The organism is Streptomyces sp. NPDC039609 (assembly GCF_055596705.1).
Genome location: NZ_JBVIUJ010000005.1, coordinates 396,751 through 416,059, shown reverse-complemented (window position 1 = coordinate 416,059; position 19,309 = coordinate 396,751). Strand labels below are relative to the sequence as shown.

Here is a 19,309-nt window from a genome sequence, read left to right as displayed (position 1 = left end):
TGACGTAGCGCTTCCCTTCTTAGGAAAGGGAGGGGTCAGTGTCTGTGGTTGTGCGTGCCTCAGGGCGTGAAGAAGGAGCCGCTTCGCGGCGCGTCCGCTGGGCGGCGGCGGCGAGCCGCCGAACAGCAAGAGGAGCACCCCCTGCGCCAGGGCGGGCGTGCTCCTCTTGCTTGTGCGCGAGCCGTGGTGGCTTCGGTCAGAACATCGGGTTCGGCTGGTCTGGTGCCGGGCCGGAGCGTCGGGTCATTTCGACGTAGCGGGCGGTGTTGGTGCGGCCCCAGTCGACGAGGACGCCTCGGGCGGCGAGGGTTGGTTGCAGGCGCTTGAGCCGGTCGGAGAGGACTTTGCCGGTGGTGGGCCAGCCCTTCGGCAGCGGACGGCATTCCTCGCCGCTGTAGAGGCCGGTGAGCGCGTGCAGCCACTCCGAGGACGTCATCCGCACTTCCACGCCCGGGGCGAGGCCGGCGGCGTGCTTGAGGACGGTCTGGGCGAGCAGGTCGCCTTCGATGACGTCGTCGTTGAGGTCGTCGAGGCTGGCCCGGTAGGCGTCCAGGGCTCCGAGGCCGGTCGCGGCGTCGAGCTGCGCGCACAGATGGGCGAAGTCGGCCATCCGCAGGTCGGTCGGGATGTCCGCTTGAGCGGCGCGGACCCTGACGGTCAGGTCGAGGAGCGAGCCGAGGATGGCCGGCAGCGCTTCGTCGTACTCCGCCCACAACTCCGCCTCGGTCCGCCGCACCCGCGGGCGCTCCAGGCGCAGCGGAAGCAGTCGTTCGGCGAGGTCGGGGCGGATCACGCCGACATCGATGCCAGTCAGGAGCATCGGGCGCCGGTAGCGCGAGCGGACGACGTCGCCATCAGTGAACAGCGCACGCTTGACGCTTTCGGCGCCGGTGACGATGCAGCACATGGCGTCGGACAGGTCGGGGGTCATGTGGGAGAGGTTGTCCAGGGCGGTGACCCATCCCGCGGCGACGGCCGCGATCAGGTTCTCCTCGTCCTTCGGCGCGCGGCGCAGGTCGCCGCTCATGCCCTCGATGATCCGCACCAGCATCCGCCCGCCGGTGGACTTGCCCGCGCCCTGGGGGCCGGTGAGGAAGGGGGCGGGGACGGGCACGGACGGCCCGAGGCAGCCGATGAGCCAGGCGATGGCCAGGCACTCGGTCTCCGCGTTGGCGAAGTTGCACAGCCGCATCAGCAGGTCGATGCCTTTGCCGTTGGTGTCTTTGGCCGGCAGGGGCAGTTCTCCGGTGAGCTGGGTACGCCGCCAGCACACCTCTTTGGGGTCGGGGACGGTGATAGCCCAGCCGGTGGGGTGGATGCGGACGGACTGTCCGTCGTTGCGCCCGAGGTCGAGCCAGGTCGCGCCGTCGAACCCGGGCGCGACGCGGATGTGGACCGGCTGCACGTCCTCGGTCAGGGCCAGGGCCTCGATCAGGTCGAGCGCTTCCTTGAGGGCGGTGCCGTTGAACACGCCGTGCCCGTCCTTGAACAGGCCGACCATGAGTTCCTGGCGGTGGCTGCCCGTCGTCCCCTGCGAGCGGATCGGGCGGGCGACGGGGTGACTGTTCTTCTGGGCGTAGACGGTGCCGTCTGCGGTGCGGAAGTAGCGGAAGTTGGCCTGCGCGTAGTCGGTGATGATCTCGCGGGCCGGGGTCTTTTCGTCGTCGGCCATGGTCACAGTCCCAAGCTCGTACGGGCGTTGGCCCAGGCGTCCGCGCAATGGCGGGCGGATTCGCCCTTGGCCTGAGCGGCGGAGAACAACCGGTCGATGTGGGTCTCGGTGAGGCAGCCGCACCGGCCGTGAGTCGACAGCACCGCGAGGAACGTTCGGTACACCCCGGTGTGGATCGCGCTGCGGACCTCGGCGATCCGCTGCTCCGCCATGGCGATTCCCCGCTCCAGGAACACGGGAGACCGATGGGGGCACCGCCCGCCCCCGACCGGTGCGGACACGGCGCACTGCACAGCGCGGACGGTGGCGGGCGCCTTGATGACCAGGGCGCGGACGGTCGCCGGGAGTGAGGCCGGGTTGCCGGTACCCGGGCCGAGCCATCGGGCGTAGGACATAAGCGACTTGATGTCCACGCCGGGCCGTACGCCGTTGGCCGACTGCATCGTGCCCCGGTAGATCCAGTGCTCGCCCCGCGTCGTGGCCACCATTTGGGTCGGCGGCAGGGTCTCGCGGGCCCACGCGATCGCATCGGTGTCGTCCAAGTCGACGACAGTGACGCCGGCGCCGCCGGGGTGGTAGGCGACGGTCTCGGCGTGCTGCCACGCGCTCGTCCAGGCCGGGGAGGAGAGAACGTCAGGGTCGGTGGTGGCGGCTGCCCAGCCGTGACACGGCCGGGGACAGGCACATGGGCCGGGGGTCTTCATGTTCGGCCGGCCACCGCACGCGTTGGCGCTGCAGTCGGGGCAGTTACCGAACGGGCCCTTGTCAGCGCGCAGCGGCAGGACCGGCAGCCCGCCAGCGGCCAGGCGCAGGGCAGCGTCGACGTGACGGCCGGTCGGGGCATCTCGCCGGATCGAGCTTGCATGGGTCATGCTGGGTGTCTCCAGTTCTGTAGACGGTGCTGGCAGGCGAGGGCGGCCCGAGGCTTTGGCGAGACGCGGGCCGCCCTTTGGCGTGCCTAGAGGTTGGGGATGGCCTGTACGACGGCGGTGGCGAGCTGGTTGATGGGTTCGGCGGCGCCGGTGGAGGCGAGGAAGAAGCCGAACCCGGCGGCGGTGAACGCGGCCCCGGGGCCGAGGTTGCCGGAGCGCAGGAGGAAGAACAGAACGAGCCCGAACAGGGCGACGAGCGAAACCGTGATGGCCATGCCGAAACTCCCCTTAATCAGCGTGTGGAACGGGTGGATAGGCTGCGCGGCCGATGGGCCGGTGCAGGGCGGATGGTGCACTCGCGGTGCACGGCTCCTCATGACGCGGCGAAGTGGAGGCCAGCGCGGTCGTTCCCGACGGCGGCAGGATGAGTAATGCTCGAGACCTCCGTCGACCTACCCGCGAGCTGGAGAGCAGAGGTCCCGAGACTCTGGTGAGACGCGGGGAGATCTTGTCTTTGTGGCTGCATTCGGCCATGCCGACCGCGATGTATAGACCTTGGGTGATGAGGCTCGTACTGTGCGTACATGGAGTGGGGGACTCTTGCGGTGGCCGCATGCGGAGCTGTTTTTGGCATCGGAGCCACACTGTTGACGGACGTCGTACGCTCGCGCCGGGAGAAGGACGTGCGGTGGTCTGAAGCGAAGAGGACTGTCTACGTGCGCTTCCTCACCGCGCTGGCGCAGGCTCACAGCCGCATGACGGTTGCGTCATTCAAAGAGGCGTACGGGCCTGCCCGAACGCAGGCCGTACATGATGCCTTCCTCAGTGACCCGCAGCACTTTGACGCCAAGTCCCTGCTAGGAGAGTTGGCGATCGCCGCCCCCGATCACGTCTACGAGGCGGCCGTGTCGGTCTATGAGCAATTGCGTGCTGCACGCGACTTGCTAGCCGAGCACGAGGCGGGCGTTGACGCGCCGGAGTACCAGCGCACCATACGACCCTTCTTCCTGGACATGGAGGCCCTCCAGCGGCTCATGCGGGAAGACCTCCCAGCAGCGCCGTCCCGGCGAGTTATCACAGGCCGCAGGCCGTCCGGTCAACGCTGACGGGGCGGCACGGGGCGGGTGCCATCGGCGTGGATGCCGCGACTGGCGTTGAGCATGCGGCGGCCGGCGCGCAGCCGGTAGCGGTGGCCGTGACAGTGGTGGCAGGGCTTGGCCCCCTTGACCCGGCGGTTGCGGTCGAGGCGGAGCTTGGAGCCGAGTCCCTTGCAGGTGCGGCAGGTGCCGAACGGCGAGGCCGCGCACAACAGTGCGTAACCGGCGAGGGTGGCGAGCAGGAGCAGGGTGCTAGCGGCGAGCATGGGTGGTCACTCCCTCTCCAGGGGCGGTTTCCAGGGTTTTCGCAGGTGGGCCTCTAGACGCTAGTGCGCAGGTCAGGGCCCGGTTTGCTTGCTAGCGGGGCTGCTAGACCTAGCGGCGGGGGCTGCTAGGTCTAGCAGTGGTGCTGGGGTCAGGCGGCGGCCCTGTCGGCGTTACGACGGGTGATGGCGGCGGTGATGTCGGCGCGGTCGATGCCGCGCCGGTTGGCGCCCTTGCCGTCGTCGGTGGTGCCCCAGACCTGGCCGGGCTTGATGCCCCAGGGCTTGAGGGCGGCGGTGACGTTCTCGCCCTTCCAACCGGCATAGGTGTCGGGGCGCAGCTGCGTGAGGCGGGCGGCGATCCGCTCGCACCACACGGCCTTCTCGCCCTCGGCGATGACGTCGAGGACGTCGGCGAGGACATCGCTGCCGGTGTTCTTCTCCGGGCTCTTGCCGACCGCGTGGCCGGTGACGTTGCCGTACTCCTCGCGGGCCTGGCGGGCACGCCCCACGACCTGCTCGGCGGCGAGCGCGTCGACGAACGCGGAGGCGACGATGCGGGGGTCATCGCCCTCGCCGGCCATCCAGCAGATGCCGCGGTCGGAGCGGGAGAACATCGTGGCCCGGATGCCGGCCTTGTAGGCGCCGGTGCCGAGGACCATGTCGTTGGCGGTGTGGCCCATGACCTTCAGGCAGAACCTGAGGATGGCGTTGGCGGAGATGCCGGTCGGCAGAGATTTGGCGTCGGGACGCTGGGTGCCGAACATGCCGACGATCCCGAGCGCGGGTCCGCGCTTGGTGATGTCGGTGCAGATGTCCTCCAGCTCCTCGCCGTACTCCTTGTGCTCGAAGGGCACCTGGCACTCGTCCAGGCCGACGATGATGGGGTGCAGCCGGAGGGACTTGTCGTTGGCGAGTTCCGGGGTGACTTTCGACTCGGGGCAGCGTGAGCGCGGCAGGGACTTGATGACCTTCGCCCGGCGGCGCAGCTCTTCCTTCAGTTCCCGCAGGGAGGCGACGACGTATTCGATGTCGTCGTCGTCCTCGCCGGCCCGGTAGCGGTGGCAGACCGGTTCCAGGGCGCCGAAGTCGCCGGTGCCCTTGAAGTCGAACGCGTGGATCTCCGCGCGAGGGTCGAGAGCGGCGATGAGTAGGAGCAGCCGCATGAGGAACGTCTTGCCCATGCGGGGCACGGAGCCGATCACGATCGCGGCGAACATCAGGGTCACCGACACGTCCCGCATCCGCTGGTCGTTGCCGAACACCACTGGCTTGAACAGGTCGACCGTGCCCGTCTTCAGCAGCGGCCAGGCGGGCTTGGTGGTCTCGTTCATCGGCTTGTCCCCCACCCACAGCACCAGGCGGCCCTCGTGCTCGGTGGGGTCGGGGGACGGCCACACGCAGCCGGTCTTCCGGCGCAGGCCGGAGGCGAGGGGCTTGCGGGCCTCCATGATGTCCTCGGGCGTCACGCCGTAGGGAAGGTCCAGGTCGGCGCGGTATCCGGGCCCGTCCCGCACGATCTCCGACACGAAGCGCATCCCGTTCATGTCACCGCCTTTCTTGATGGCGGCGGAGATCTTCGCGTTGCCGATCGAGTCCAGACCCCGGAGCACGATCGACCCGGTCAGCTTCTGCACCTCCGTCTTCAGCACCGCCGGACCCACCACCGGGGTGTCCGGCTGCTGCCCGCCGAAACCGAGCAGGAGCACACCGCCGGCGGCGAACGCGTACAGGTAGGCCGGGGCGATGACGTAGAGCCACAGGGCGAACCCGGTCCCGAACACGGCCGCAACCAGCGTGACCAGGCCGCGCAGCCGGATACGTCCCGCCCGCAGCTTGGCCAAGCGCATGTACTCCTCGACGTCCTCGGTCCGCACCGCGTAGTCCCGCAACGGGGCCGCTTCCCGGTCCCACACCCACCGGTTGGTGGACGCGATGAACCGGCACGCTCCCCGCGGGGACATCAGCGCGAGCCGTCCGGCGTAGACGGGCACGCGGACCCCGTGGAACAGGGCCGCATATCCGAGGTTCGCGCCCGCGTGGCGGGCGGTGGCCAGGAAGTCTCGCCGGTTGGTCAGCCATCCGGCGAGGACCGGCTTGCGCTTCTCGATGGTCACCTTCGGCTCGGGAAGCTCCGGGTTGTCCACCGCCACGGGAGCGGTGGGCGTCTCGTCTTCGTCTATGTCGGGGACGGGCCGCAGGTGAGCGGCCATGGCGTCGGTCATGCTGGTCTTCTCCTACTGCTCATGAGTGGTGGGGAGGACCCGGGGGCGGTCCTGTTTCCTTGGCCGGGACGGCCGCCCCCGGGGCACAGCTACTTGCGCTTCTTCTCCTCGCGCTCCTGGCGCTTGCGGGCGCGCTCGATGACGCGGTCGACCTTGCGTTCCAGGTCGCTGCGGTCGGCGTTCTCGCCCGCGAGGCAGCGCTTGGCCATCCGGGCGACGTTCCACGCGACCTTGGCGTGCTCACCGGCGGTGAGCTTGGGGTAGTTCGGGTCGTAAGCCGCCATCACTTGGCCTCCGTCTTCAGCTCGGCGGACTCGGTGACGGCGGCGGCCTGGGCGAGCTGCGCCCACACGGCCGCCTCCTCCAGCGCGCCGTCCGGACGGTCACCGCCAACGGTGCGGGCCTTGAGCAGCCGCTCGGCACAGCGGCGGTAGTCCTGGCTGGTCACAGCAGTCCCTCTCTGGGGCCGGACTGTCCGGCTCCCCACCCGCCCCGGAACATCCAGGGCGGACAGGCAGCCGTCAGCGACGGCGGCGGGACTTGCTGAGCGTCTTCGCAGCGGCTTTGCCGTCCGGGCCACAGACCGACTTCACGACCGTGACGACGCCCCAGGTGAGGGCGACGGCGAGGAACGCGAGGATTGCGAGGTTGGCGGCGATGGCGGTGAGCGCGCCGACGAGCAGGGGGCCGAAGTAGACCCCGGCGGCGACCGCGCCGGCGCCGACCCCGGAGCCGAGCGCGACCCGCTGAACCGTCCGGTCCGGCGGCGCCTGGTGAATGTGTTGGTGGACGACCTGGGGGGCCGCGGTCGGTTGGTGGATGGCGGGCAGTTGGTCGGCGTAGGCGTAGGTGCCGTCGGGGAGCCGCACCACGGGTGCGGGCTCGGCCAGGTTGTCCATGGTTCTCCCAGGTCAACGGGCCGCTAGAGTCGCGGCCATGGGGGCCATTGAGATTGAGTTCGATCCACTGCCATGCCACGGGTGCCAAAAGCTGATCAAGCAGCCCAAGTGGTGGCGCCTGAAGCGGCATTGCAGCCGCTGGTGCCGCCTCAAGGACCAGCTCGCCCGCGTCGCGGACTTCCTGCTGTGCTAGCCAGCACCGCCCATGGGGTGCAGATCACGCGGCCACGCGCTTCCAGGCGGCCCGCAGCCGAACTTCCGACGCGGAGTGGCCGGCCGCGCGGAATCGGGTGGCCATCTCCCGGTAGGACAGTGCCGGAGTCTGGCTGTGGCGGATCTGGTCGACGAGCGCGTCAAGCGCGTCGTCGGTGAGCGCGGGAGCCACGTCCAGGGCGAGCACCGCAACGGGCTCGACAGGGCCCCAGACGGGAAGATCCCAGGTGGGTGTGACTCCGGGCGTGACGCGGGTCGTCACACTGGTCAGCGCCCGTCCGGTGTCCTCGCCGTCCCGCGTCGTCTCCAGCGTCGACCACGCTCGCGAGAGCGTCTGCGCGGTCTTGGCTTGGACGCGAGCGACGCGGGCACCGGCCTGCGTCACGGCCGTCAGCCGTGTCTCCTCGGTCGCGGCCTCCGCCCGCAGCCGGGCGCGGGCCACGGCCGCTTCGTCACGGGCCTCCTGCCGGATCCCCCGGATCGCCCCGAGAGCGCCGGGGGTCAGTGCGGTCCGCTCCCACAGCCCGTGCACGAGCCAGAGCGCCTTCGCCGCGACCGGCAGCCAGGAGACCGCCAGCCACGCGCCGGCGGACTCTTCGGCGGTGAATGCGTGGGCGACCAGGACACCGGTCGCGGCAAGGCCGAAGCACCATCCGACGACGGTGACGCCGGTCGACCGGTCGCCCTGAGCGGCCAGGCGACGTTCGTAGGCGAGGGTGGCAAGCCACCCGCCGTCGATTCCGAGCCCGACGACCAGCGCGATAGGCCAAGGCATCGCCGTGCCCAGCCACATCACAACGACCGCCAGGGTCAGCACCATCGATACCGCCGTCATCGCGACGGCGGGCAGCACAGTCTTGGCGTTCACGCCGCACCCCCCGGCATCACGCTGGCGGTGCGGTTCGTCAGGTCCCGCCGCGCGGCCAACACCCGGTTCCGGGCGCGGCGTACGCGCCGCTGATCCAGCTCGGAGGCCGGCCGATCGATGGTCATGATCTGCGCGTCGAGCAGGTCGACCTCCGCCAGGATCAGCGGCATCTCCTGCTCGATCGCGTCCAGCTCCGCGTCCGACGGCTCGATGTCCATCGGGGTTGCGGTAACGAGCTTCTGAAGTACAGCGATGGACTTCATTGGGTGTGTTCCTCTCATCCAGGAACGGCCCGAACAGAGGCCCCGGAGGTGCAACTCCGGGGCCTCTCGCCGTTGGAACCAGGAATCCGGCTCCCCTCAGCCCCGCCCGTACGGCACGTGGCCAGACGGGCGGAGGAGGCAACCGGCCGCAGCACTGCTGCGCAGGTGACCTGACATCCGTGGATCACCGGCTAGTCCGGCGCACCCGAAGATGACGGATCAGGGAGACGCGATGGGCGCTGCCGGCGTGCCGGTCCAGCACGTACGGCGCCCTGAGTCTGCGTCGGGACATCGGTACCTCCTAGGCGTCGAGCAACGGGGATGGAGCACTGCAAGGGGGACCTCGTCCCCACTCTCCGGCCGTTGCTCGCGGTCGCCGGGCCACCTCGCCAGTCGGGCCGAAGCCCATTGCGTCCTACCTGGCCTTTAGCGGGATTGCAGCGTCCCCGCCCTTTGCTCGTACGCAGCACCTCATGTCGGGCCGAGGCCCGATGAGGTACATGTAGTACCTGTTCCTCATCATGGGGAGGAGGATTCGCGGCGTCAAGTCCCTTGGTTCTTCCGGGGTTCGCGAGTCCGTCCCGTTCGATGTACCTAGCGTGGCCTGATCAGGGCAGACGCTGGACTCCGCGCATGTACGACTGGCGGACGACTTCGCTACGGTGAAGTCGTACCAAGTCGTCCCACTGGGGGGAGTGCACGGCATGGCCAATGAGAGACTTCGCGGCGCGATCATCGAGAGCGGCATGACACTCGATCAAGTCGCCGAAAAGCTTGGAGTTTCGGCGAAGACCGTCGAGCGCTGGATCAACGATTCAAAGCGTCAGCCTTACCGCCGATTCAAGTACGCGGCGGCATCGCTGCTGCGATGCGAGATGTCCTACCTGTGGCCGGAGGAGCGGACGTCCGCCGAGGTGACCGAGGCAGGGAACGCAGAGTTGGTCCGGCTCTACCCGCACCGTTCGGTCGTTCCGAACCGACTGTGGCCCCAGCTCTATTCGCAGGCGAGGCGGCACTTTGACGTGCTCGTCTTCTCCGGGTTCTGGCTCACGGAAGACGCGGCGTTCCACCAGGTCGTGAAGGAGAAGTCAGCGGCCGGCGTCCCCGTTCGGTTCATGCTCGGTGACCCGGACAGTGAGGCGGTCGCGGTACGCGGAGCGGACGAGGGAATCGGGTCCGCCATGGCGAGCAAGATTCGGAACGCGCTGGTGAACTACGCGCCGCTCTTCGGGCTACCGGGGGTGGAGTTCCGGCTTCACGGCACGACGCTCTACAACTCCCTCTACCGGGCGGACGACGAGTTGCTTGCCAACGGCCACATGTACGGCGTGGGTGCCTATATGGCCCCTGTGCTGCACATCCAGCGGGTTCCGGGCGGAGAGCTGTTTGACGCCTACGCTGAGAGCATCGAGCGGGTCTGGGAGACGGCACGGCCCATCTCATCCCCCACAGACCTTGGAGGTCTCGTATGAGCCGGATCGACTACTTCCGCGATCCCAGCGCGCCGAAGGCGAACTCCGTCGTTCCGTCGGTGACGGCCGTCGTCTGCGACGACACAGGGAGGCTCCTGATCATCCACAAGACAGACAACAACCTGTGGGCACTGCCTGGTGGCGGTCACGACATCGGCGAGCGCATCGGCGACACTGTCGTGCGCGAGGTCGAGGAGGAGACCGGGATCAGGGTCGAGGTCGACGGCATCGTGGGGCTCTATACCGACCCGGAGCACGTACTTGCGTACGAGGACGGCGAGGTGCGGCAGCAGTTCTCCATCTGCTTCCGGGCCCACCCGGTCGGCGGCGCCCTGCGGACGAGCAGCGAATCGAAAGAGGTCCGCTGGATCGCCCCAGCGGACCTTGATGACCTGGACATCCACCCGTCGATGCGCCTACGCATCCGGCACGGCCTGGATGAATCCCGGGGCGAGCCCTACATCGGCTAGACCCCGATGCGCGGTATGACGTCTATGACTTGGCCGAGGTCCGCGGAGTCGAACGTTGAGTAGCAGCTTCGGTGCTCAAGGTCCAAGCTGTTTGTATAGCTGCTTCCCGTAGCCACATCGTCCGTCCTTCAGATGGAGGGTGGAAATGGTTGACCACGATTCGCAGGCATGGCAAGAGCGGCGGAGCAGACGGTGGGACGTGCCGCCACGCTACGGACGGCCTGAAGCCCGGAGCATGATGGGGACGGTTGCTGCTCCTTTCCTCGCGGGCTTCTCGCTCACCGCCTCCATCGTGACGCTGTCGTTGGGGGTGTGGGTATCACCTTGGCATGAGTGGGCAAGCGCCATGTTCTTTGCGGCGGCTGTTCTATTTCTACTTACTGTCCACGCCACTCTGTGGGCCCGCACGTATCTGACTACGGCTAAGCAAATCTGGGATTGGTGGCCAGACAAGGCGCTGGATGAAGAAGAAATTAGTCATCTGCGCGCCGAACAGCGGACGCATTCTCGTGGATTCGACATGTGGAGCGGTCGGGCCGTCGTAACTTACGACAATGGCGTGTTCCTCGTACTGCTAGGGCTGACCTTCCTGGCTATCCCTCCGGCTGGTCAATACACCGCACCCCGAATCTTGGCGATATGTATTGGGGGGCTAGCCTGCCTAATTGAGGCCCTCTGGAGGAGTCTCTCCCGCCTCTCCCGGGCCCGAGAGGGCGAACGCGATGACCGCAGGAGACTGGGTCTTCCGATTGTCGAGCGTTCTTGGTGGGAGGCGCTGCTCCGGCCCGCGCCGGTCGAGCCCGAGCCGGTAGAGGGAGCAGGCGAGCCCGCCGCTGACGAAACGCCGGAGTCGCTGCAGAACCAGTCAGTGACCGCTGCCGCGCAGCCCGATGGGGATCACCCGGACAGCTCCTAAGCGCCTGCGGTGGCTCTGGCCATGCGGCCTTCTACGCGTTGCGCGGCGGCGTAGATCTCGGGCGCCGCCCGCTGAATGAAGCGTCCGACGATCGTGTCCGGGCCGTACCGCTGCACGATCTCGTCCAGCCGCCGGGCCGGCGTGGTGTGCATCCCATCCGGCGTCGTCGTCATGTCCGACACGATGAGCGCGTCGACCAACTCTGGCCGCTCCAGCTCAAACTCCGTCTCCAGCTCATGCCGGAGCCCACGCTCCTCGGCCTCGAGCAGCGCGCAGGAGTGGTGGGCCACCAGGCAGATGACGCGCTCGTCGGCGCCCTCCTGGTCCCGGAGGAAGCGAGCCCCGTCGAGTGGATGGAAGCCGGTGGTGGCGATCGAGGGGGAATAGCCGACGTCATGGAGTACCGCGGCTGCCTCCAGCAGCTCGGCGTCACCGCCGAGGATCGGGCTCAGGGAACGAGCCCGATCGGCGACCCCGAGGGAGTGCGCCCAGCGGCGCGGCAACGGCTCGGACAGCATCGATTCAGAAAGCGAGTACGCCCACTCAGTAAGCCCCATGAGCGCCAAGGCTACGGCTGCGCGGGGAGAGTCGGGAGGGCGCGTACCGTGCGGCCCTTTCCGTGGACGGTGCTGAGCAGGCCGGTGCCTTCCATCTGAGCCAGTGCGCGACGTACTGCCGTGCGCGACACCCCGAAGCGGTCGCAGAGCTGGGTCTCAGACGGGTATGGGTCGCCGACCGTCAAGGAGTCCTCGGCGAGCACATTTGTCATGCGTTCTACGAGAGGACGGACCGGTCCGCGAGACACCCGCCAGCCAGCGCCGGGTACAGAGGTGATGAGGTTCTCAGACTCCAGTGTCTTGAGAGCGCGACGGATGGTGTTGCGTGAGACGTCGTGCTGCTGCATGAGGGATGCCTCGGAGGGCAGGCTGTCGCCGTCTGCGAGATCTTCCGTGATCTCACTGCGTAGTGCTTCCGCGATGAGCAGATAGGTTCCGCGCGGGCTGGCCACCGACACGGCCTCCCTTCCATGGACTTCAGTTCCTGTCAGGGTCGCACGCAACCGAGATGGGCCGAGAGGGTGCCATCCTGTTTCCTGAGCGCTGACCGCCCGCGCTCCAGCCGATGCGGACCATGCTCGCGACCTCCGACGCATGAGACGGTCCCGCCTCTCGGGCGTGGGCGCCCGGTGGCCTAGAGATGATTTGACTTCCGGATCAATTCGACGAGTTCGCCAACTCTCACTCTCAAGTCGAGTGCGTCCCAGATCTCATCGGATTCGCGCGTGACTGCCAGAGCGATCTTGACCTTATCCGGTGTAGACACGCCGATGGTTTTATTCCCTGCCCGCTTGATCCCGGTGAACATGTCACTGTACTTATCGACCGGTGGTACAGGCTTTGCCGAGGCGTGCACTTCCGTCGCTGCACGACTGAACGCGTCAGCCGGTACGTAATTTTCGATCTCGCGACCCTCCGTGACCCAAGCCAGGCAGTCGACTTGGGAGAACTCGTTTAGAATCCTGACTTTGGTGTCCCTAAGCTCACTCTCTGGCTGCTTGAGGTCTGAGTCGATCACGATCGCCATCCTCCTGTTTATCTTCAAGAGGAGAATGAAGTCTTCTACGGTGGTGTCGGGGGCAAGCCATTCCGCTCCACTGAGGTGAGAAAGAAGTTTCCCGCCGTAGAACATGACAGTGTAATGGATTCCCTCAATTAGTGACTGGTCGACGATTTTTACCCAGTGATTGATATAGATTCGATCTGACGGACCTTCAACCCAAATAATGCAATTCGACTGCAGGATGTCCGAGGCCCTGTATCCTAGGCTCTGTGAAATTCGGGCGCGACTGTTCTCGGTTACCGCAGTCCGAACCTTGGTTCCCTCCTTGTAGGTGTGCGATATGTCAATGACGGACACCTGAGGGTTGTCCATAAGGCTGGTTGAATGGGTACTCAGGAGGTAGCGATTATCCGTCTCGTCCATCAGGTACTTAGCGAGCTTGCGCAGGAGGATTGGGTGCAGGTGCACCTCGGGCTCTTCGATGCAGACGAGCGTGTCTGAGTGCCAGGTCGACGCGGCAGCCAGCATGACTACCTGCGACACGCCGGCTCCCAGACTCTCGATGGGGAGTACACGGTCGCCCACGCTCACATGCACCGTCGTGCTGTTGTAGGGAATTGTGATCTGAGCTTCTTCCTCTTCGAGGACGCTCTTGAGGAAATTGTTGATTTTCTGAAACTTCTTTGAATCCTCCCGATGTCGTTCGGCGGACGGCGAGTGCAAGGCGTGCAGGAATCCGGGAAGGCCCCGACCGTCCAAGCGGGTGAGATCTGGTGTCGGTGAGCCGTCAGGGACAATCTCGCGAAACGCGGGGATGATAGCGACTTTGGGATACGAGATACTCTGGGAAAGTTGCATCAAGAGCAAACGAATGTCGGACTCGAAGTCCGAAGAGCGACCCACGAGAGTTCCGACAGCGGCATTTAGATGTTTGGCATGATGACTCAAATCCTCTGCGAGCGCCTTCACCAAACTGCTGCTGAACGCGGGAACGCCGTTCCTTTGGTCCCGTTCGTAGCGAAACCAGAGTGCCTTTTCAGTGTCGCTGTAGAGGGCTGGGTGCGCCGCGAAATCCTCCAGGGCTTGAGTGGTTCCTGGCCCAATCCTTCCCTTGTAATTTCCGAAGATTTCTTCCATGTGGGCCTGCGCATGATCGACGTTGATGGAAACGCCGTATGTGAAGGGCGGGACATCTATCCCTTCGGGAAGGATTGGAATGTCAAGAGGGTCCAGCCCGGGTATCGAGTTCTTTCCCTGCGAAAGGGGGGACAGGAACTTCTCGGCGAAGCGGAAGATGTTGCTCTTGCCGCAGTTGTTCGGCCCTGCGATCATTGTCATCTTGCCTAGGGGGAAGATTTTCTGTGGATCTCCATAGAAGCTCTTGTAGCCCCCAATTTCGAACCCCGAAATTTCGCCCATGGTCTCGCTCCCGACGATCTGGATCTGCGCGGCGTGGGGAACAGTCTGATGCAAATTGGATGGGCGGGTAGTGGTGATCGCGAACTTCGCTCGCGCAGGTTCGCAACGTTGCTCGTGCCGTGTCTGGGGCTGCCTGAGAGGCTGCGGAGAGGGCGGACGACCCGCCGGCGTCGCTTCGGCCCCTGCTGGCGATCGGACGCGTTCTGGAGCGTGGTGGTGATCCCGCAGGAAGCCCCTGGTCACGGCCCGCTTCCTCCGGCTAGCGTCTGGCGCCTCATCCGCACAGTCCTTGGGGGGACACGCATGAACGCCCGTGTGCCGTGGTCGGCAACCGTCACATTGATTGCCAGCGCGCTCCTCGCGTCCGGATGCTCCAGCGGTCAGGAGGCGCCGGCGGAGTCGGAAGGGCCGCGGGAATCCGCCTCAGTCCGCGTGGCGGCACCTGCCCTGACGTCAGCACAGTTGAGGGCGCTCGCCTTCGCAGACGGCGAGGTGCCTCAGGCGGACGAGGCCGGTGTGCCGGTGAAGGAGGTCCCCCCGAACGCGGAGCGTCGCTTCCCTCCCGTTCCCGTTCCCGCTTGCCAGACGATGCTCGACATCCGTGACGGTAGGCGTGCAGTGGCTGTCGCCGTCCAGACGTTCAACTGGAAGGGCGACATCTGGGGCGGGGGATCCACCCTCGCCGCTTACGAGGGCGGGAACGCCCGCCAGGTATTCGCACAGCTCAAGCAGGCACTGGGCTCCTGCGATGCCTACGAGGGTGAAGGCTGGACCGGGAAATTCCGTGTGGCGGTCAAGCGGGAGCAGGCGCCGCAGGTCGGGGACGAAGCCGTGCGCTTCCAAGAGACCGCTGCCGGTGAACCCGGCGGCCCCGGGGACAGGATCGAGCAGTTCACCGTCGTGCGCGCGGGAAACACCATCGTGATGTTCACGAAGCTGAACGTTGGCGCCAGCCCCGCTTTCCCGGCTGACCTCATCCAGAAGCAGACCGAGCGCCTGCAGGCGGCGCAACGGTCCTGACCGCCGTGGCCCGTTGCCACGGGCCTGTGGACGACACGTGGACGAAAGCCTGGCGATAGCCGCCCATTCGGTGCTGCGTACCAGGTCAGCGTGGGTCTAACAGGCCGAAGGCCGGGAGTCTGTAAATCCGTCGGCTTAGCCTACCCAGGTTCGAATCCTGGCGCCGCCACGCGATAAGAACGGCCCCTGATCTGCGGAAACGCGATCAGGGGCCGTCCTGCTGTGCCCGCTCGCAGGGCATGACCGTCTCGCCCTGCTTCGCCGAATCCCGCTCCCTGCCGGCGTCTTCGGACGACATGCGGACGAGGCTCGGGGGCCACCTGCGGAGACCGGCCGATCTGTGGCTCAGGCGGTGGACGGTCCGCGCCGTGCCGGTCGGGCGGGCGGCGATCTTGGCGTTGGCCGGGTCGTCGCCGCCCTCCCGCGTCGACGGGAGCCGAACCGGCCTCGCCTGAGGGCCTCTCGGGCCGGGCGGCCGCGAATCACGAGCGCCCGGCGGGCCCATCCGGCCCTGCTCCGCCGGACGGGCCGTAGGGGCTGTCTGCGGCGCCGAGGGCGATTCCGGGGGGAAAGGCCAGGTCACGGAGGTCGCGCCGGCGTTGTCGGCCGACGGGACGCCGTTCCGTACACCCGCCGCGGTCACCGATCCGGTGAATTACGGCGACACACCGCAGGCAGTCACGGAAAGTGGCTATATAGCTACTACCAGCAATCTTCATCTCATCTGACCATCACGGCAGACCGGCACCCCGGAGGCTGCATTGGGGACGCTGAACAAGATCGAGCAACGCTTCGAGACCTTGGTCAACGGAACCTTCGCCAAGGTATTCAAATCTGCGGTCCAACCCATGGAGTTCATCGGCGCTCTCAGGCGTGAGTGCGACATAAACGCCAGGATCTGGCACCGGGACTGCTTCATCGCGCCCAACAGCTTCATCGTCGAACTCAGTCCGGACGATCACGAACTGCAGAGTGCGTGCCTGGTCATGCTCGGCGAGGGGCTGGTCCTGAAGCTGCGCGAGTACGCCGATCAGCAGGGCTATTCGTTCGTAGGGCCGCTGAAAGTGCAGTTGCAGCGAACGGAGAACCTGAAGGCCGGACGGTTCCGTGTGCGCAGCCGACTCGAGGTCCCGCCCGAGGTCCAGCGCGCTCTGCAGGCCCATCAGCGCTACCGCGCCACGTATACGCCGTCGGCCGGGCTCGGCAACGGCGGGACCCCGTCCTGGCATGCGTCCCCGCACACCCCGCGCGGGGACAAGCAGGTCCTGACGGTGGAGCAGTTCGTGGCCTTCGGCCTGACGTTCGCCCGGAACGGCACGCTCGTCCGCGCCGACCCGCCGAGCCCTCTCGCCGCGCCGCCCGGGCCACCGCGCCTCCTGGAGCCCGTGGTGGACCCTGCGGGTGTGGCTGTTCTGCCTCGGTCCGGTCACGAACCAGGTGTCCTTCCGCCCGCGCATGGCATGCGTGCCGCACTCGGCCCCGCGGAAAGCCAGGCGTCCCGCCGCGGCCGTGAGACCGGCCGCAGGCACGTCGCCGGCTCGTCCGAACCTCGGATCAGGAGGCTGGCCGAGGGGATATCCCCGGTCACTCCCGTTCCCCTCGGCGGTCTGCCCGGGGCAGACGCCCCACGTCATCGGTTCGGCAAGCAGACCCAACCGCCGGTCGGCGAGTACCGCAGTCGCCACCCCGCCCCAGTGCCTGACGGAATTCTCACGCAGTCGAAAGGACCCACCGTGACCAACGTTCGCGACACCTCTGTCGACGGTCCCGCAGCCGACAGGAGACGAAAGGCCTCCGACGGCCCCGACCTCCGCCCGCCCGCCGCCGGCGAGCCCAGCGACGCCGAGTCGACGGAACCCGCGACCAGCATGCGGGGTGCTTACGAGACCTCACCGCCGCGCGGCGCGGCGGAGCACTACCCCTCGGCGCCCGCCGCGCACGGCCTCGGCGCAGAGCAGCCACTGCCCCCTTCCTACGGCAACCGGCCGCACATGCCGCACGGTGCCTCCGGAACGCGGGCGCCCTACAGCCCACCGGCTCACCAGAATCCGGCGCCCTGGCAGTCACCGGACCGGGGTGGCCGCGGCGGGTCCCTGGGTCGCAGTGCCGCTGTCGAGCTCTCCTCCGACCGTTTGCTGCGCACTCGGACCACCGAACGTCCCAGCATCAGTCGGTTGAAATTCACCGGCAGGAGCGTGGAGCGGGAGCGCCAGCAGAAGCTGGCCATCCTCCGCACTCCGGTGACGCAGTGCCACAAGATCGCCGTCATCAGCCTCAAGGGCGGAGTCGGTAAGACGACCACCACGACTGCCCTGGGCGCGACTCTCGCCAGCGAGCGCCAGGACCGGGTCGTCGCGATCGACGCCAATCCGGACGCGGGAACGCTCAGTCGACGCGTGCGCTGCGAGACCGGCGCCACCATTCGCGACCTCGTGGCCGAGCTCCCGAACATCGACAACTACATGGCCGTACGGCGCTTCACCTCCCAGTCCCCGAGCGGACTGGAGATCCTCGCCAACGAGGCGGACCCTGCGCTTTCCACCGCGTTCGACGAGGAGGACTACCGAAAGGTGGTCGGCTGCCTCGGACAGCACTATCCGATCGTCCTGACCGACTCCGGAACCGGCCTGCTGCACAGCGCCATGCGGGGCATTCTGGATTTCGCGGACCAGCTGATCGTGATCGCCACGCCCAGTGTGGACGGCGCCACCAGCGCCAGCACCACCCTGGACTGGCTCAGCGCGCACAACTACGACGACCTCGTCCAGCGGAGCATCACCGTGATCTCCGAGACCCGCAAGAAGAGCAAGATGGTGCGGGTCAACGACGTCGTGGACCACTTCCGCGCCCGGTGCCGCGGCGTGGTGCTGATTCCGTTCGACGAGCACCTCGCCACGGGCGCGGAAGTCGATCTGGAGCAGATGAAGCCACGGACCCGTCAGGCCTACTTCGAGCTGGCGACGCTGGTGGCCGCGGACTTCCCCCGCACTCAGCCCGAGGCAACGAGCTGGGGCGCCTCCTACCCCCACTTGGGTTACAACGAGGCCAGCATGTTCGCCACCCCCGCATGGGGCTGATCCGATACCGGAGCAGGGTTCACGACGACGCGTCGTCGGCCACCGAGATGGCCGGCGACGCCACTCGGCTCCACGGCGCTCGACCCTTCGCGACGGGCGTAGACGCTTGGTGCGGTGACGCGCGCCCCGGTGGATGGTGACGCCACCGTACGGTCGAGGCGGACCGAGCGCCTGCGGACGGCGCACCATCTCGACCGCCATGGCCCGTTGCCGCGGTCCGTGGGCGACACCTGTACGAAGCCCCGGCACTTGTCGCGCATGTGGTGCTGCGTCCCAGGTCAGCGCGGGTCTGCAGGGCGAAGGTCCCCGGTGTTCGCACCGGGGACCTTCCTCTTTGTTCCGGGGGTCAGTTGCCCGCCATGTCCTTCACCGCCACCGCGACCGGCGTCGAGCCGCTGATCAGTTCCAGGGTCAGGCCCGCCGTCGCCGGGGTGTCCAGGAGTTCGGCCAGGACCGCCGCCACGTCGTCGCGGGAGACCGGGCCGCGGCCCGTCGCCGCGCCCAGATGGACCAGGCCTTTGCCCGCGTCGTTCGTCAGCGAGCCGGGGCGCAGGATCGTCCAGTCCAGGTTCTCGCGGGCGCGCACGGAGTCGTCCGCCGCGCCCTTGGCGCGCAGGTAGATGTCGAAGACCTCGTCGCCCGGATGGGCGGAGTCGGCGCCCATGGACGAGACGACGATGTACCGGCGTACGCCCGCCCGTTCCGCCGCGTCGGCGAACAGGACCGCCGCCGCGCGGTCCACCGTGTCCTTGCGGGCGGTGCCGCTGCCCGGGCCCGCGCCCGCCGCGAAGACCGCCGCGTCGGCGCCCTGAAGGACCGCCGCGACCATCTCCACCGTGGCCGACTCCAGGTCCAGCACGACCGGTTCGGCACCGGCCGCGCGCAGGTCGTCGGCCTGCTTCGGATTGCGGATGAGCCCTGCCGGCTCATGCCCCGCCGCCGCGAGCAGGCGCTCCAGGCGCAGGGCGATCTGACCGTGTCCTCCAGCGATGACAATGCGCAT

Annotated in this window: 20 protein-coding genes; 6 read left to right on the top strand and 14 right to left on the bottom strand. The window is 67.5% G+C overall.

Translation table 11 applies throughout. From position 1 onward, the window contains the following. Window positions 1-196: 196 nt before the first annotated feature. The 3 genes from ACZ561_RS17275 to ACZ561_RS17265 form a co-directional block, all read right to left on the bottom strand. Window positions 197-1,672, bottom strand: a complete 1,476-nt coding sequence (locus ACZ561_RS17275) for an ATP-binding protein (protein WP_470995376.1) — start codon at window positions 1,670-1,672, stop codon at window positions 197-199. Window positions 1,673-1,674: 2 nt separating this feature from the next. Continuing rightward, window positions 1,675-2,544, bottom strand: a complete 870-nt coding sequence (locus ACZ561_RS17270; protein WP_470995373.1) for a bifunctional DNA primase/polymerase — start codon at window positions 2,542-2,544, stop codon at window positions 1,675-1,677. 86 nt (window positions 2,545-2,630) lie between these two features. Then, complete coding sequence (locus tag ACZ561_RS17265; RefSeq protein WP_470995370.1) at window positions 2,631-2,819, bottom strand: hypothetical protein; 189 nt, start codon at window positions 2,817-2,819, stop codon at window positions 2,631-2,633. 441 nt (window positions 2,820-3,260) lie between these two features. Here ACZ561_RS17265 and ACZ561_RS17260 point away from each other — a divergent pair, with 441 nt between their 5' ends. Further along, window positions 3,261-3,650: a hypothetical protein gene (locus ACZ561_RS17260; RefSeq protein ID WP_470995368.1), complete on the top strand. Its 390-nt coding sequence runs from the start codon at window positions 3,261-3,263 to the stop codon at window positions 3,648-3,650. On the opposite strand, the gene ACZ561_RS17255 is transcribed toward ACZ561_RS17260, so the two are convergent. The 5 genes from ACZ561_RS17255 to ACZ561_RS17235 all read right to left on the bottom strand — a co-directional run bounded on the left by ACZ561_RS17255 (window position 3,641) and on the right by ACZ561_RS17235 (window position 7,028). Continuing rightward, the gene (locus ACZ561_RS17255) at window positions 3,641-3,907 is read right to left on the bottom strand and encodes a hypothetical protein (protein WP_470995365.1); all 267 of its coding nucleotides are present in this window, start codon (window positions 3,905-3,907) and stop codon (window positions 3,641-3,643) included. The two genes, ACZ561_RS17260 and ACZ561_RS17255, sit on opposite strands and share 10 nt — an antisense overlap. A gap of 149 nt (window positions 3,908-4,056) precedes the next feature. After that, window positions 4,057-6,129: a cell division protein FtsK gene (locus tag ACZ561_RS17250; protein ID WP_470995362.1), complete on the bottom strand. Its 2,073-nt coding sequence runs from the start codon at window positions 6,127-6,129 to the stop codon at window positions 4,057-4,059. 89 nt (window positions 6,130-6,218) lie between these two features. Further along, window positions 6,219-6,413: a DUF6257 family protein gene (locus ACZ561_RS17245; RefSeq protein WP_470995359.1), complete on the bottom strand. Its 195-nt coding sequence runs from the start codon at window positions 6,411-6,413 to the stop codon at window positions 6,219-6,221. Continuing rightward, window positions 6,413-6,577, bottom strand: coding sequence for a hypothetical protein (locus ACZ561_RS17240; protein WP_470995356.1), 165 nt, complete (start codon window positions 6,575-6,577; stop codon window positions 6,413-6,415). Before ACZ561_RS17240 ends, ACZ561_RS17245 begins: the two co-directional genes overlap by 1 nt. Window positions 6,578-6,650: 73 nt before the next feature. Next, window positions 6,651-7,028 carry a DUF6251 family protein gene (locus tag ACZ561_RS17235; protein WP_470995354.1) on the bottom strand — a complete coding sequence of 126 codons (378 nt, stop codon included), beginning with the start codon at window positions 7,026-7,028 and terminating at the stop codon, window positions 6,651-6,653. A 37-nt stretch (window positions 7,029-7,065) separates the two neighbouring features. Between ACZ561_RS17235 and ACZ561_RS17230 the strand changes: the two genes are divergently transcribed. Beyond that, entirely contained in the window at window positions 7,066-7,221 is a 156-nt protein-coding gene (locus ACZ561_RS17230) for a hypothetical protein (RefSeq protein ID WP_470995351.1), read from the top strand. A 24-nt stretch (window positions 7,222-7,245) separates the two neighbouring features. Here the strand turns inward: ACZ561_RS17230 and ACZ561_RS17225 are convergent, their stop codons facing one another. After that, window positions 7,246-8,109 (bottom strand): protein spdB, encoded by an 864-nt coding sequence (locus ACZ561_RS17225; protein ID WP_470995348.1) that lies wholly within the window; start codon window positions 8,107-8,109, stop codon window positions 7,246-7,248. Further along, window positions 8,106-8,372, bottom strand: coding sequence for a DUF6284 family protein (locus ACZ561_RS17220; protein ID WP_470995346.1), 267 nt, complete (start codon window positions 8,370-8,372; stop codon window positions 8,106-8,108). The genes ACZ561_RS17225 and ACZ561_RS17220 overlap by 4 nt, the downstream gene beginning before the upstream one ends. 704 nt (window positions 8,373-9,076) lie before the next feature. Between ACZ561_RS17220 and ACZ561_RS17215 the strand changes: the two genes are divergently transcribed. Together ACZ561_RS17215 and ACZ561_RS17210 are read left to right on the top strand one after the other, a co-directional pair. Then, window positions 9,077-9,844: a helix-turn-helix domain-containing protein gene (locus ACZ561_RS17215; protein WP_470995345.1), complete on the top strand. Its 768-nt coding sequence runs from the start codon at window positions 9,077-9,079 to the stop codon at window positions 9,842-9,844. Continuing rightward, window positions 9,841-10,314: an NUDIX domain-containing protein gene (locus ACZ561_RS17210; RefSeq protein WP_470995344.1), complete on the top strand. Its 474-nt coding sequence runs from the start codon at window positions 9,841-9,843 to the stop codon at window positions 10,312-10,314. Before ACZ561_RS17215 ends, ACZ561_RS17210 begins: the two co-directional genes overlap by 4 nt. A 912-nt stretch (window positions 10,315-11,226) precedes the next feature. Here the strand turns inward: ACZ561_RS17210 and ACZ561_RS17205 are convergent. The 3 genes from ACZ561_RS17205 to ACZ561_RS17195 all read right to left on the bottom strand — a co-directional run bounded on the left by ACZ561_RS17205 (window position 11,227) and on the right by ACZ561_RS17195 (window position 14,209). Further along, a complete protein-coding gene (locus tag ACZ561_RS17205; protein ID WP_470995341.1) occupies window positions 11,227-11,787 on the bottom strand; it encodes an HD domain-containing protein in 561 nt (186 codons plus the stop codon). Between the two features lie 11 nt (window positions 11,788-11,798). Continuing rightward, window positions 11,799-12,245, bottom strand: coding sequence for a GntR family transcriptional regulator (locus tag ACZ561_RS17200; RefSeq protein ID WP_470995338.1), 447 nt, complete (start codon window positions 12,243-12,245; stop codon window positions 11,799-11,801). A gap of 176 nt (window positions 12,246-12,421) precedes the next feature. After that, complete coding sequence (locus ACZ561_RS17195) at window positions 12,422-14,209, bottom strand: AAA family ATPase (protein ID WP_470995335.1); 1,788 nt, start codon at window positions 14,207-14,209, stop codon at window positions 12,422-12,424. A 303-nt stretch (window positions 14,210-14,512) separates the two neighbouring features. On the opposite strand from ACZ561_RS17195, the gene ACZ561_RS17190 reads away from it, so the two are divergent. Both ACZ561_RS17190 and ACZ561_RS17185 read left to right on the top strand, forming a co-directional pair. Then, a complete protein-coding gene (locus tag ACZ561_RS17190; RefSeq protein ID WP_470995333.1) occupies window positions 14,513-15,229 on the top strand; it encodes a hypothetical protein in 717 nt (238 codons plus the stop codon). Between the two features lie 761 nt (window positions 15,230-15,990). Then, window positions 15,991-18,306 carry an FhaA domain-containing protein gene (locus ACZ561_RS17185; RefSeq protein WP_470995330.1) on the top strand — a complete coding sequence of 772 codons (2,316 nt, stop codon included), beginning with the start codon at window positions 15,991-15,993 and terminating at the stop codon, window positions 18,304-18,306. A 346-nt stretch (window positions 18,307-18,652) separates the two neighbouring features. Here the strand turns inward: ACZ561_RS17185 and ACZ561_RS17180 are convergent, their stop codons facing one another. After that, a complete protein-coding gene (locus ACZ561_RS17180; RefSeq protein WP_470995327.1) occupies window positions 18,653-19,309 on the bottom strand; it encodes an NAD(P)H-binding protein in 657 nt (218 codons plus the stop codon).